The following is a 12,677-nucleotide window of genomic DNA, read 5'->3' as shown; positions in this document are numbered from 1 at the left end:
CCTTCTCCCCGATGGGAAGAAGAGGGAGTGCGCGGCATCTGCAGTCACCTGCCACTCTTCGGCGTCAGCAGGGCACGGGCTATTCGCCCGACCCAATTCAACAGGCTACCGATAGTGTAAAAGACGCAGGCAACAAGCGCCACGCACCAGAGCAGAAACAGGGTCCTGGAGAGGCTCGCCGCCAGAAGCCCGAGAAGGGCGAAACCCGCGAACATCGCCAGCGATCGCAAGTCTCTCACGGCCGCCTTGCGCATGTGACGTCCGACATCCTGCCGATATTCGCTCCAGAGATTGCACAAAGCGGCGCTTTGGGCACGCGCTTCGACGTCGTGCCGTCCCGCCTCGATTCTGGCGCGCTCCTCTGCGACAGCTTCCAGTTTGCGTTGAAGCCTGTCCTGAAGACGATCAGATCTCATGCGCTATACCAGTTCCTCAAGATGACCTTATCGGTCATGTCGCCATGGCTCAGGGTAACTTCAACCCCTGCGGGCAATCCCGCACAGATCTCTTTCATCATACTTAGAAAAGGGTGATCAAAGTGACGACGGAACGCGCGAATGGCGCCCACACTGATCAGAAATCCGGAAACCATAACGTTTCCGGAGCTCCTTATCTGCCGGCTCGCTCACACCACGATATCGTCGAGATCGACCTTCAGGGCCGCAGCAATACGCTTCAGCACGTCAACGGAACCGGTCTTCTTGCCGCTCTCGATCTCGGAGAGGTAGGGCTGCGAGATGCCGGCAGCCGTGGCGAGATCGGAGACGGTCATCTTGCGGTAGGTGCGGAAGGTGCGGATGCGGCTGTCAGTTTCCCAGAGTTCTTTCACGAGTTCGTGCGGCCAGGTTTCCTCACCGGCCCGGATGCGCGCCATGATCTTCTCAGCCTCGATGCCGTCGATCAGGTCTTCGTACTCCTCCTCGGGGATGAGGACATAGGTTTCTCCGTCGATGACGGTCTTGCGCAGTTCGCCCATCGCTCACTCCTTGTAGATTCCGCCGCGCGGTCCAACCTCGACAACAATGACCAGCAACGTCTGCTCATCAATGATGACACGGTCGTCACCGACAGGAATTCTCAGAAGGGTACTGCCCTTCAATTTCTTCAGATCGACGCGGTCTCCACGCGCGAAGGCATCGACTTTCGACCGGATCGCTTCCCGTCGACGGGGCTGCATCCGGTCCAAAACCTTGGTCGCGGCCTTGGAATACTACACCCTCTTCATCGCACCAATATAGCAAATAGCTATAATTCTTCAACCGCTCGGACCTGACACCATGCAGAACGCAGACTTCATCATCATCGGTTCCGGTTCCGCCGGCTCAGCCATGGCTTACCGGCTTTCGGAAGACGGGAAACACACCGTCATGGTGCTGGAATATGGCGGATCGGATGTCGGGCCGTTCATCCAGATGCCGGCGGCCCTTGCCTGGCCGATGAGCATGAAGCGTTACAACTGGGGTTATCTGTCCGAGCCGGAGCCGAACCTCAACAACCGGCGGATCACAGCCCCGCGTGGCAAGGTGATTGGCGGGTCGTCCTCGATCAACGGCATGGTCTATGTGCGCGGATCGGCCGAGGATTTCGACGGCTGGGCGGAGAGCGGAGCCTCAGGCTGGGGTTACGCCGACGTTCTCCCCTACTTCAAGCGCATGGAAAATTCACATGGCGGCCAGGAGGGCTGGCGCGGCACGGATGGGCCGCTGCATGTCCAGCGCGGGCCGGCGAAGAACCCCTTGGTGCGCGCCTTTGTCGAGGCGGGCCGCCAAGCCGGCTTCGAGACGACGGAAGACTATAACGGCGAGAAGCAGGAAGGCTTTGGCCTGATGGAGCAGACGATCTGGCGTTCGCGCCGCTGGTCTGCTGCCAATGCCTATCTGAAGCCGGCGATGAAGCGGCCGAATGTGGAATTGGTGCGCTGCTTTGCCCGCAGGGTCGTCATCGAGAACGGCCGCGCCGTCGGCGTCGAGATCGAGCGGAATGGCAGAATAGAGGTGGTGAAGGCCAATCGCGAGGTGATCGTCTCTGCCTCCTCCTTCAACTCGCCGAAGCTGCTCATGCTGTCCGGCATTGGACCGGCCGCACATCTGAAGGCGATGGGCATCGAGGTGAAGGTCGATCGCCCCGGCGTCGGCGCCAATCTGATGGACCATATGGAATTCTACTTCCAGCAGGTCTCCTTGAAACCCGTGTCGCTCTATTCGTGGCTCCCCTGGTTCTGGCAGGGGGTCGCAGGTGCGCAGTGGCTGTTTTCCGGCAAGGGGCTTGGTGCCTCAAACCAGTTCGAGAGTTGTGCCTTCGTGCGCTCGGCACCGGGCGTCAAGCAACCGGATATCCAGTTCCACTTCCTGCCTGTTGCCATTTCCTATGATGGCAAGGCGGCGGCGAAGAGCCATGGCTTCCAGGTTCATGTCGGCTACAATCACTCGAAGTCGCGCGGCTCGGTAACCCTTGCCTCGCCCGATCCGATGGCCGATCCGGTGATCAAGTTCAACTATATGAGCCATGAGGAAGACTGGGTGAAGTTCCGCCACTGCGTGCGCCTCACCCGCGAGATCTTCGGCCAGAAGGCCTTCGATGCCTTCCGCGGCCCGGAGATCCAGCCGGGCGAAGGGGTGCAGACGGATGATCAGATCGACGCCTTCCTGCGCGAGCATCTGGAAAGCGCCTATCACCCCTGCGGCACATCGAAAATGGGCGCCAAGGATGACCCGATGGCCGTGGTCGATCCGGAATGCCGGGTCATCGGCGTCGAAGGCCTGCGCGTCGCCGACTCCTCCATCTTCCCGAAACTCACCTATGGCAATCTCAACGGCCCGTCGATCATGACCGGCGAGAAGGCGGCGGATCATATTCTCGGCCGAACGCCCCTGCCCCGCAGCAATCAAGAGCCGTGGATCAATCCGCGCTGGGAGACGAGCGACCGGTGAGCGGTCAATCGTAGTCTTCCTCACGCTGGTGGCGGATGGCGAGAACCGAGAGGGTCTCGTCGTCGACGACTTCGAAGAGGATGATGTAGCCGGACGAGCCGAAGGGCACTATCAGTTCGCGTAGCATGATTGCTTCGTCACCTGTTTGGACGCGGCGACCGATCATCGGGAAGTCGACCAGAAGTTCGACATGATGGGCTACAGCGTCATAGGCCTTGTCGGCGGCCTGAGGATTGATGCTGGCAAGATGTCGATAGTAGCGCTGCATGTCACGAAAGAAGATATCTGAATAGTGCAGCCTACGCTTCATCGGGCTTTCGCGACCTTCCCCTTCGCCTCGTCGCGAATCTCGCGCATCATTCCGAGCACGTCCTCGGTCGTGTAATAAACGCCCGTGCGCGCCATTTCTTCCCGCGCCGCCAAACCTCTTGCTATAAACGCCGCCTGATCCTTTCGGCGCTCGACTTCCGCCCGGGCGGAGCGGTCGATCAGGTCGGCCACGGTCTCGCCTTCGCGCAGCACATCTTCTGCGGCGGCGAGAAATTCCGCATCGTCGATGACGGCAGGCTTGACGGTCTCGTTCATGCCGGGGCTCCCATGGGGTTCTCAGCTATCATAACGCGAAAACACAGGCCTGATAAGCCGGGGATCAGCGTTGCTCGAGGCGCGCCAGGATCTTCTCCGCCAGCAGCTCGTAATTCTCATCAAAGTGGTGGCCGCCGGGGCGGGCGATGAGGTCGGCACCGCGCGATACGAGGGGGCCGAGCGCCGGGCAGGCTGTGTCTTCTTCCTCCAGTCCATAGACGCACTGGATCTTGCCGGGCTCCACCTCGGCCAGATGGTCAACTGGATCGCCGTGTTTGCCGCTGCCGGCGACGCCCATCCAGCCGGTGACGGCAATCTCGAAATCGGCCTGATGTGAGAGGGCGAGCAGCGACAGGAGATCGACGGACTTTCGATCCTCTTCGGGCAGCAGGCCATAGACCTTGGGCAGGATATTGGCGCCGAAGGAATAGCCGATCAGCACCACGCGGGGGATGCCGAGGCGCTTGCGGTAGGTCTTGATGATGGCGGAGAGGTCGGCGGCGGTCTCTTCCGGCGTCTTCTCGCTCCAGAAGTATCGGAGCGCATCGACGCCAATCACCGGCACGCCGCCCTGATTGAGCCGGGCTGCGATGCGTTGGTCGATCTCGCGCCAGCCGCCGTCACCGGAATAGAAGATCGCCAGCGTGTCATGTTCGGGCGGGACGATATCCTCAACCAGCGGCAGATCGAGGGATGCGTCATCGGGCTTCAGCCGCGCGACCAGAGCGGTTGCTTCCGTGGCCAGCACGCCGTCTGGCGTGCCCTCGCCCGAGGCGATCACGATATCGGGGTGGCCCTGCTGGAGCGCGGCGGCCTGCGCCTTCGCCGCGCCGTCTGCCGCCGGGGAGAACACAATGCGGACGGGATTGGGCAGGGTGCCGGGCGAGAGGCCATAAGCCGTGCCGCTTGCGGTTTCGCGCTTTGGCGCAGGCGTGCAGAGTGGCTTGGGTAAGGCCACGGCCTCGGTTGGATCGATGGCGACGGTTTCGCCGATCGTTTCGGCAAAGCTGCCATTCGGGGTCTGGGCGGCCATTGCGAGCGCCAGCGCCCCGCCTTCACCGAGCCCCAGGATGCGCGGCGGGCGGTAGAAATCGGCCTTGTGGCGGCGGTGGAGTTCGCGGCTGAGGCGTTCAATATCGGCGGGCAAGAAGAGGCAGTCGCGGTCGGTTTCCTGCGCGAGCGCCGAGAGCCATTGGCGCAGGTCAACGCCGACTGTGATGGCACCAGCGCCGACGACTGCATCGCGTGCTGCGTCTTCCTCGGCATCCCAGCCATTGGCATTGGAGATTAGAACGACGACGCCGGACATGGTGCCATCATCGGGCGCAGCAATGCGGTCCTGCGGCAGGCTGACGATCTTGCTTTCCTCTGCTGTCACCGGGTGAATGACGGCGGAAAGCAGCAGCGCTGCGGCTGTCAGCCTATGGCGCATCCGCATTTGGGCAACCTTCGCCCTGCCCTTGTCTCTCATTTCTTCAGCAGGCCCTTGATGCCGCCGCCAATCAGCAGCGTGACATCGAGGAGCGAGACGACCGGGAAACCCTGGCCGGCGACGGCAAGATAACGCGGCTGCCAGTCCGGATCGAACTTTTCCTTGAAGGCGCGCACGCCACGGAAATTGTAGAACTCTTCGCCGTGCTCGAAAATCTGCCGGCCGAGATGGTTCCAGACCGGGGCGCGCTGGTGGTCCGACAGACCGGCCAGCGGTGCCATGCCGAGGTTCAGCGTCGCGAGGCCACGGGCCTTTAGCGTCTCGATGATGCGGACGAAGAGCAGGTCCATCATGCCGCGATGCACGCCCGGCACATGGCGCATGAGATCGATGAAGGCATCCCCCGCATTGGAGGCTGTCATGACCGAGGCAAAGGCGACAATGCGACCTTCAAGACGAATGACGGCGACGGGACCGGCGGCCACATAATCCCGGTCGAAGACGCCGAGCGAAAAGCCCTTTTCGGCGCTCTGATGGGCGGACAGCCAGGTGTTCGAGACGGTTTCGAGTTCGTCCATCACGCCGCTCACAGCATCCTGTTCCAGCCATTCAAAGGCGAGACCGTCGCGCTCGGCGCGGTTGATCGAGCGGCGCAGCTTGACCCAGTCACCACCGGCGAGCGTGAAGCGGGAAAGGTCGATCACCGCCTGTTCACCGAGCTTCAGCGCCTGCAGGCGCAGGTCGATGGCAGTCGGCAGGAAATCGGGCGAGACCTGGTAGAAAACGGGGCGGCACTTCAGGCGGCGGGCTTCGTCGACAAATTTCATCGCAAGCTCTGGCCAGAGGCGCTTCGGGGCGACCGGATCGAAGAGCGCCACCAGCGAGCGGCCCTGGCGGGCATACATGACGAAGCCTTCACCGCATTCGGAAAACAAGAGGCGCTTGTCGCCGAGGCGCACGAGACCGGCACTGGCATTGGGCTGACCGGACAGGATCTCGCAGGCCTTTTCGAGGTCGCCCTCCCCCATCCCGTCCTTGCGGCGTCGCGGCAGGCGGATCAGGCCGCGCGAGGCAACCAGCCCAACGAGCATGGAGAGGCCGAGCGTGCCTTCCACAGCATCGATGCCATAGCGGGCGAGTGCCAGGCCGAGGCTGACCTTCAGGGCGCTATCCCCCAGCGCCACGACCGTAACAATGACACAGCCAGCAATCGCGCCGAGACCGAGGGCCAGGCGCGGCATGCGCAAGGCAAGCCGGAACAGGACGGAAGCGAGAATGACGGAGACCGCCTTGCCGCGCGGCACGGCCGGGGCGACCGAGGTCTGCGGGGCGGCGGACGAAAGCGCAGACTCGACGTCTGACACGGTAGAAGCCATGGGTGAGAACCACTGTTGTAAAAGCTGGCAATTTATTAGCGCAAGCGCATGGACCGAAGCTTGTGACACTGACGGGTAAACAAGTCGGTAAACCGACGCATAAATTGCGCAAGACACCGATTCTTCCTGAAGGGTCAAGTTGACGGAACGCAAGGCAGCCATGCGGCCGACAGCATGTTCGCTGCCGTCGGCCGTCAGTCCATGGCGTTGATTTTACTGGCCGCGCAGGACGGTTGCGGCCAGAGAGAAGGGACTGGAAATCGTCTGGGCGGCGGCATCAAAGACGAAGGCTCCGGCATCGCCGAGCCTTGCGGCAGAGGCTGGCTGGCCTAGCGCATTGGCAAGAACCCGGGCGTCGACGAAGCGGTTGTGATTGGTCTGATCCGCCGCCGGCAAGGAGGAAATATCGATGATGACGACGTTGGTCTCGCGGGCCACATCTGCCACGCTCTGGTTCGTCACATCCAACGATCCGACGCGCTGGGTGCCGGCACCAAGAAAGCGCGACACGAGCAGCGCCCGATCATCCGGAGCAACCAGCACGGTGATTGGCGTCTTCATCCGACCGACGACGCGCATCTGGGCGACGAAGACGTCCTCGTCGATATCAGGGGCGGCGAGAATGACGCGCAGCCGGTCGAGCACGTCCTGCCGGCCTTCCAGTTTCAGCTGGCGCAGCGCCTCGACCGTCAGCCAGCCACCCATGGAATGGGCGAAGACATCGACTTCGCCCCGTTCGGCGGCGACCAGATCAGAGAGCAGCGAAACCAGCGCATCACGCGAATAGGTGGCGGCATCCTTATCGGCCACATAGGCCGGGATCGCGGCGAAGGACGGCCAGGAGAAGAGAACGGGGGTGCCGTCAATATTGGCGTCCGTCTTCAACTGGGCGAGACGATAGAGCGCTTCCTGGAAATTGTAATTGTAGCCATGGACGAAGACGCCGGGGCGCTTGCCTTGCGAGGAGCGGGACCGCACCTCGTCAATGAAGCTCTTGCGCTCCAGTGCGGCCTGCGACAGCACGGCGAAATCCGTGCGCGGATCGACCTTGCTTCCCTTCGGCCATTCGATCGCGGTCGGCTTGTGGTTCGGCGGGATGGAGATGTCGAAACGGGCATAGTTCGACACGCTGGATTTCTCCGCCGTGAAGACGTTCTTGCCCGGTTCCGCCCGGTTGCGGGTGGTCACGGTCAACACGGTTTCGACCTTGGTCGGCTTGAAAGCCTCAGCCGGCACCGTGGCCAGCGTTTCCGGGCCGGGGCGACCGGCACAGCCGGCGAGCATGAACGAGGCCGTCAGCATGGCCAGGAGACCGGCACGACCGGAATTGCGCAAAGGGCCGAGGGGGGAAATGGGCATGTCGGCCAGTCCTTGTCGTCGATGATCATTCGATCCGGAGGGCGACCGGCATCCTGCCGGACGGTTCGGCCGGACCTATAATGTGTTGCGCATGTTTCGCCAAGCAAGATGCGCGCAACAGCCCGTGAACGGTCCGCATGCCGGCGGGGCGGCACATGAAGGCGCCGCCCATGTCGATATGGTTATGCATTCGGCCAAGATTGTTATTTGCGACGCTCAGGAACTTCTGCAACCATAACCAATGAGGGAGAGGTCCGCTGGAGGAGCCAAGGGTTGCAAGCGGAGTGCATTGTCGAGACTTATGATCCGGTTGTGAAATGCAACGCATGCGCGTAGCAATTATGCCTATTCGATCGAACACTTCATGGGAGGAAATTCATGTTGCGTCCAATCTTTCTTGTAGCGCTTTCCGGAGCCGCATTCACGGTGTCCGGGGCTGCGGCCTTGGCGGCCGAAGTCACCCTGAAACTGCATCAGTTTCTGCCACCGCAGGCGACGATACCGTCCAAGGTGCTCCAGCCCTGGGCCGAGAAGATCAAGGCCGATTCGGGCGGTCGGATCGAAGTCGAGCTCTATCCGGCGATGCAGCTGGGCGGCAAGCCGGCCGACCTGATCGACCAGGTGAAGGACGGCGTGGTGGATCTCAGCTGGACGCTGCTTGGCTATACGCCGGGTCGCTTTCCGAAATCGGAAGCCTTCGAGCTGCCTTTCATGGTGACGACAGGTGAAGCCACCTCGCTCGCCTTCCAGGATTACTACGAGAAACATCTGAAAGACGAGCTTGCCGACTACCATGTGCTGGCCGTGCATACGCATGGGCCAGGCCTGATCCACACCATTGCCGCCAAGCCGGTGCAGAAGCTGGAGGATATGCAAGGCCTCAAACTGCGCGGCACCTCAAAGGTGATCAACCAGATGCTGGAGGCCATGGGCGCTTCGCCGGTCGGCATGCCGGTGACGGCCGTTCCCGAGAGCTTGTCGAAAAGCGTGATCGATGGCTCGGTGGTGCCGTGGGAAGTGACGCCGGCAATCAAGATCGCCGAGCTTGCGCCCAACCATACCGGCTTTTCCGGCAAGAGCGGGCTCTATACCGGCACCTTCATCTTTGCGATGAACAAGGACAGTTATGACGCACTGCCGGATGACCTGAAAAAGGTGATCGACGCCAATTCCGGCAAGGAACTCGCCCGCCTCTTTGGCAAGGCAATGGACGAAGGCGACATTCGCGGCAAGGACATTGCCGACAAGGCCGGCAATACCACCTTCATTCTGGACGACACCGAGACGGCGCGCTGGAAAACCGCCGGCGAGGCTGTGACCAAGGCGTGGATCGCCGAGATGGACGGCAAGGGTCTTGACGGTACGACACTGCACAAGGATGCGCTGGCGCTGATCGAACAGCATAGCCAATAATCTCTCCGCCTTTGTCCGGGGGCCCGCCGAAGGTTCCCGGACAGCCTCCCTTGCCCACCGGAGATCGCCGCCATGGACAGCCCCCCTTCCACCACCAGCCTTGACCAGTGGGCGCGCCGCATTGATGCGCTCGCCAGCGCCCTCGTTTTCTTTGGCGGCGTCTGTCTAGTGCTTGCCTGCGGACTGACGGCGGCCTCGATCATCGGCGGTCTTGCGCTCAAACCCCTGCCGGGCGAGATCGAGCTTGTCGAGGCCTTGTGCGGTCTTGCCGTCTTTGCCTTTCTGCCCTTCTGCCAGCTGAAACGCGGCCATGTCGGCGTCGACATTCTGATCTCGGCCTTCGGGCCAAAGGCCATGAACCTGTCACAGCTGATCGGCGACGTGATTATCGCCATCCTGATTGCGCTGATCACCTGGCGGCATGCAATCGGCACGGTCGACAAGTTCGGCAATGGTGAAACGACACCATTGCTGCTGCTGCCCGTGTGGTGGGGCTTTGCCATTGCGCTGGCGCTTCTTCTCGCCAACCTCGCAGTCAGTCTCTTCGTCGTCATCGCCGACTTCAACGACATCCGGAATGGTCGCAGGATCACGGCCGTGATGGGAGCGCATTGATGAGCAGCATTGAAATCGGTCTCTGGTCCTTTCCTCTTCTGATCCTCCTGATTTTCCTGCGTGTTCCCATCGGTGCTGCGATGCTCGGCACCGGCGTCATCGGCACGTATCTCGTGCTGGGCAAATGGACGCCGATCCTTGCCCAGATGAAGGTTCTGGCCTGGAACACCAATGCGAATTACTCGCTGTCGATCATCCCGCTCTTTCTGCTGATGGGCCAGTTTGCCGCGCGCGGCGGCATGAGCCAGTCGCTGTTCAACGCGGCGGCCGCCTTTCTCGGGCATCGCAAGGGCGGCGTGGCCATGGCGGCCGTTGGCGCCTGTGCCGGTTTCGGCTCGATCTGCGGCTCATCGCTGGCAACGGCGGCGACCATGGCGCAGGTGGCGCTGCCGGAGCTGAAACGCAACGGCTATGCCGGCGGGCTTGCCACGGCGACGCTTGCCGCAGGCGGCACGCTTGGCATTCTCATTCCGCCCTCTGTCGTGCTGGTCATCTATGCGATCCTCGCCGAGCAGAACATCGCCAAACTCTTCCTCGCCGCCTTCGTGCCCGGCATCATCGCGGCGATTTCCTATCTCGTCGTGATCGCCATCTATGTCCGGCTGAACCCCGGTTCGGCAGGACAGGCGGCCCGCATGCCCTGGCGCGATCGCCTGCCGGCGGTAATTGCGGTCTGGCCGGTGGTGGCGATCTTCTTCCTTGTGGTGGGCGGCATCTATCTCGGCTGGTTCACGCCGACCCAGGCTGCCGCCATCGGGGCGGCGGGTGCCGGCCTCGTCGCCTTCGTCAATGGCGGGCTCGACCGAAAGGCGCTCGGAGACTGCTTCAAGGAAACGGCCGTCTCGACCGGCATGATCTTCTTCATCATCCTCGGCGCCTCCGTGTTCAACTCCTTCCTGGCCTTTTCCCGCCTGCCGCAGGTGGGGGCCGAATGGGTGACGGCGCAAGGCTTTGCCCCGATGACCGTGCTGATCATCATCCTCGTGCTCTACATCATCTTCGGCTGCATCATGGATTCGCTGTCGATGATCGTGCTGACAATCCCGATCTTCTTCCCGATCGTGACGGCGATGGATTTCGGCATGAGCCCGGAGCACTTTGCCATCTGGTTCGGCATTCTCGTGCTGATGGTCGCCGAGATCGGCATGATCACGCCGCCGGTGGGCTTAAACCTCTTCATCATATCCGCCATGGCGCGCGACGTGCCGATCCGCGAGACCTACAAGGGCATCGTGCCCTTCGTCACCGCCGACTTGCTGCGCATCGTGCTGCTCACCGCCTTTCCGGTGATCTCGATCTTTCTGGTGTGAGGCGGGGAGAACCCGTTTCTCACCAGGTGGCCGGCTGATCGGGACGGCAGCGCAGGCAAGGGCGGAAACCCTCCCCTTTCGCCTGCGTCACCGTTTTATAACAGACGATGCTTTGCGGCCGCGCCGGGCGGGAAGCGCAGGACGGCCGGCAGACAATGCGGGTGGACAGGACGCCGTAGAAGAAGCGACCGTCGGCCCCGCGGTCGCGGGTCAGGATCGCCTGCCATTGCGCAGGTGTCGTATGGGCACTGGGACTGTCGAAACGCATAAGGCCTCCATCGGCAATGGGCTGGTCGGTGGCTGAAAGATGAGCGGGAAAGGCAGATTGCGCCACCCGATTGTTGCGGGACGGCGTGGCTGGCGATGGAGGCGCGGCAGAAAGCCTTGCAATCTCGCCAGAGATCCGAAGAGCGGGGGATTTCCGCTGTATCGAGCGGGCAAGACAACGAGAAAACGGTTCGCGTAGAGATCATCTTAATCATTCGCGAAGACCATCCGGAGGTTGAATTCCCAAAGGATAGTGCATGGCTTTCGGATTGCGCCAAAGACCCGGCAATACCAATCTTCATTTTTACCCACCCGCCGTCGAAAAACGCGACCTGCCGAAAGCGCTCTGGCTTCTGGTTGCATCGATCGTCATCGCCTGCCTGAGCTCCGTCCCGGGTCTCGGCCCTATGCTGGTATTCCTGCTCATTCCCTTTTTGCCGATCTTGCTGGTGAATTCCTGCATGATTGGCATCGTGGGCGAGGTGTTTACAGGTCAGGTCGCCATGGGCTGGCTGGTTGTACCGCTGCTCTATGTCATGGCCTATCTTTCCCTGGTCACGATCAGCCAGGTGGACCTCGCAAGGCTGGAGAGCGCGATACGGCAGCACAATGCAAACCAGTTGATCGGTTTCGCGGCCACCGATGCGCTGGTTGTCCGAAATGGCGTGTCGGATGGTACAGTGAGACGCCTCCTGGAAGATTATGACCTCCCGATCATCTACGAGGAGAGCCCGCATCCGCGGGAACGCCGCGTGACATCGCGTCGGCTTGCTGTCGGTGCGGATTGTCAGCCCAAACCGCGAAAGGCCTATCGCGCCGATGATCCGGTCATATCAGGAATCTATGAACAGGGCACAGCACGACCTGGACGACCGCCAAGAAGTGATCGCGTCGAGGACATGTGCACGATCGAGCAACCAAGCCAGATCCCCACGAATGCTGTGAGGGTGGAGATCAAGGCGGGAGAATGGGATGAAAGCAACTACTTCCTCTACACGAAACAAAGATCGATTAAGATCACGGGCAAGGACGGCAAGACGGCCAATCTGATCTTTGCCGAGACTTATCCGCTGAGCTGGGTCCCCATGCCCTTCTATATGTGTGCGCGAGCGCCGGGGGGCGACAAGGAAACATGCTTCGGCGGCTTCCTGCGTTTCATTGCAACCATGGTTGGCGGCGAGGGCGACACGCCGGCCGGTCTGATCGCCACAAGCCTTGGCATCAAGAAGGCCTCGGCCAGCAGCCGCAAAGATGCGATCATGGCAATGAGGCAAGCCGCACCCGCGCAGCCCTGAGCCGCGGGATCGGCCGCGCCGCCGCCGTCCAGCCGTCGCCAGCACCACGCAATTTCGGCTGTCACCCGCAGCTAAAGCGCTGTAGGTGTCGGGAC

14 protein-coding genes are annotated in these 12,677 nt (G+C 61.8%); 5 read left to right on the top strand and 9 right to left on the bottom strand.

The features are described from left to right. Positions 1–44: 44 nt before the first annotated feature. The 3 genes from IP76_RS03130 to IP76_RS03115 form a co-directional block, all read right to left on the bottom strand. Positions 45–416: a hypothetical protein gene (locus IP76_RS03130; protein WP_054156712.1), complete on the bottom strand. Its 372-nt coding sequence runs from the start codon at positions 414–416 to the stop codon at positions 45–47. 209 nt (positions 417–625) lie between these two features. After that, entirely contained in the window at positions 626–976 is a 351-nt protein-coding gene (locus tag IP76_RS03120) for a helix-turn-helix domain-containing protein (RefSeq protein ID WP_054156710.1), read from the bottom strand. 3 nt (positions 977–979) lie between these two features. After that, positions 980–1,177, bottom strand: a complete 198-nt coding sequence (locus IP76_RS03115; RefSeq protein WP_245281370.1) for a type II toxin-antitoxin system RelE/ParE family toxin — start codon at positions 1,175–1,177, stop codon at positions 980–982. Positions 1,178–1,277: 100 nt separating this feature from the next. Between IP76_RS03115 and betA the strand changes: the two genes are divergently transcribed. Beyond that, positions 1,278–2,930, top strand: a complete 1,653-nt coding sequence (betA, locus tag IP76_RS03110) for a choline dehydrogenase (protein ID WP_054156709.1) — start codon at positions 1,278–1,280, stop codon at positions 2,928–2,930. Between the two features lie 4 nt (positions 2,931–2,934). Here betA and IP76_RS03105 read toward each other — a convergent pair whose 3' ends face one another. From IP76_RS03105 to IP76_RS03085, 5 genes are all read right to left on the bottom strand, one after another. Then, on the bottom strand, positions 2,935–3,240 hold the full coding sequence (locus IP76_RS03105; RefSeq protein ID WP_054156708.1) for a type II toxin-antitoxin system RelE/ParE family toxin: 306 nt from the start codon (positions 3,238–3,240) through the stop codon (positions 2,935–2,937). Next, positions 3,237–3,515 (bottom strand): hypothetical protein, encoded by a 279-nt coding sequence (locus IP76_RS03100; RefSeq protein ID WP_054156707.1) that lies wholly within the window; start codon positions 3,513–3,515, stop codon positions 3,237–3,239. The genes IP76_RS03105 and IP76_RS03100 overlap by 4 nt, the downstream gene beginning before the upstream one ends. Before the next feature lie 64 nt (positions 3,516–3,579). After that, on the bottom strand, positions 3,580–4,953 hold the full coding sequence (locus IP76_RS03095) for a virulence factor family protein (protein ID WP_054156815.1): 1,374 nt from the start codon (positions 4,951–4,953) through the stop codon (positions 3,580–3,582). A 29-nt stretch (positions 4,954–4,982) separates the two neighbouring features. Further along, positions 4,983–6,323, bottom strand: a complete 1,341-nt coding sequence (locus IP76_RS03090; RefSeq protein ID WP_054156706.1) for a phosphatidylglycerol lysyltransferase domain-containing protein — start codon at positions 6,321–6,323, stop codon at positions 4,983–4,985. A 213-nt stretch (positions 6,324–6,536) separates the two neighbouring features. Next, positions 6,537–7,682: an alpha/beta hydrolase gene (locus tag IP76_RS03085; RefSeq protein ID WP_054156705.1), complete on the bottom strand. Its 1,146-nt coding sequence runs from the start codon at positions 7,680–7,682 to the stop codon at positions 6,537–6,539. Between the two features lie 378 nt (positions 7,683–8,060). Between IP76_RS03085 and IP76_RS03080 the strand changes: the two genes are divergently transcribed. From IP76_RS03080 to IP76_RS03070, 3 genes are all read left to right on the top strand, one after another. Continuing rightward, positions 8,061–9,095: a TRAP transporter substrate-binding protein gene (locus tag IP76_RS03080; protein ID WP_054156704.1), complete on the top strand. Its 1,035-nt coding sequence runs from the start codon at positions 8,061–8,063 to the stop codon at positions 9,093–9,095. A 72-nt stretch (positions 9,096–9,167) separates the two neighbouring features. Beyond that, a complete protein-coding gene (locus tag IP76_RS03075; RefSeq protein ID WP_054156703.1) occupies positions 9,168–9,710 on the top strand; it encodes a TRAP transporter small permease in 543 nt (180 codons plus the stop codon). Then, on the top strand, positions 9,710–11,020 hold the full coding sequence (locus IP76_RS03070) for a TRAP transporter large permease (RefSeq protein ID WP_054156702.1): 1,311 nt from the start codon (positions 9,710–9,712) through the stop codon (positions 11,018–11,020). Before IP76_RS03075 ends, IP76_RS03070 begins: the two co-directional genes overlap by 1 nt. Positions 11,021–11,039: 19 nt before the next feature. Here the strand turns inward: IP76_RS03070 and IP76_RS03065 are convergent, their stop codons facing one another. Then, complete coding sequence (locus IP76_RS03065; protein ID WP_054156701.1) at positions 11,040–11,288, bottom strand: Ada metal-binding domain-containing protein; 249 nt, start codon at positions 11,286–11,288, stop codon at positions 11,040–11,042. Positions 11,289–11,544: 256 nt separating this feature from the next. Between IP76_RS03065 and IP76_RS03060 the strand changes: the two genes are divergently transcribed. Beyond that, complete coding sequence (locus IP76_RS03060; RefSeq protein ID WP_054156700.1) at positions 11,545–12,582, top strand: hypothetical protein; 1,038 nt, start codon at positions 11,545–11,547, stop codon at positions 12,580–12,582. Positions 12,583–12,677: the final 95 nt, after the last annotated feature.

It is taken from the genome of Rhizobium sp. AAP43 (assembly GCF_001296045.1).
Lineage (GTDB): Bacteria > Pseudomonadota > Alphaproteobacteria > Rhizobiales > Rhizobiaceae > Allorhizobium.
This window is presented reverse-complemented; position numbering and strand designations above follow the sequence as displayed.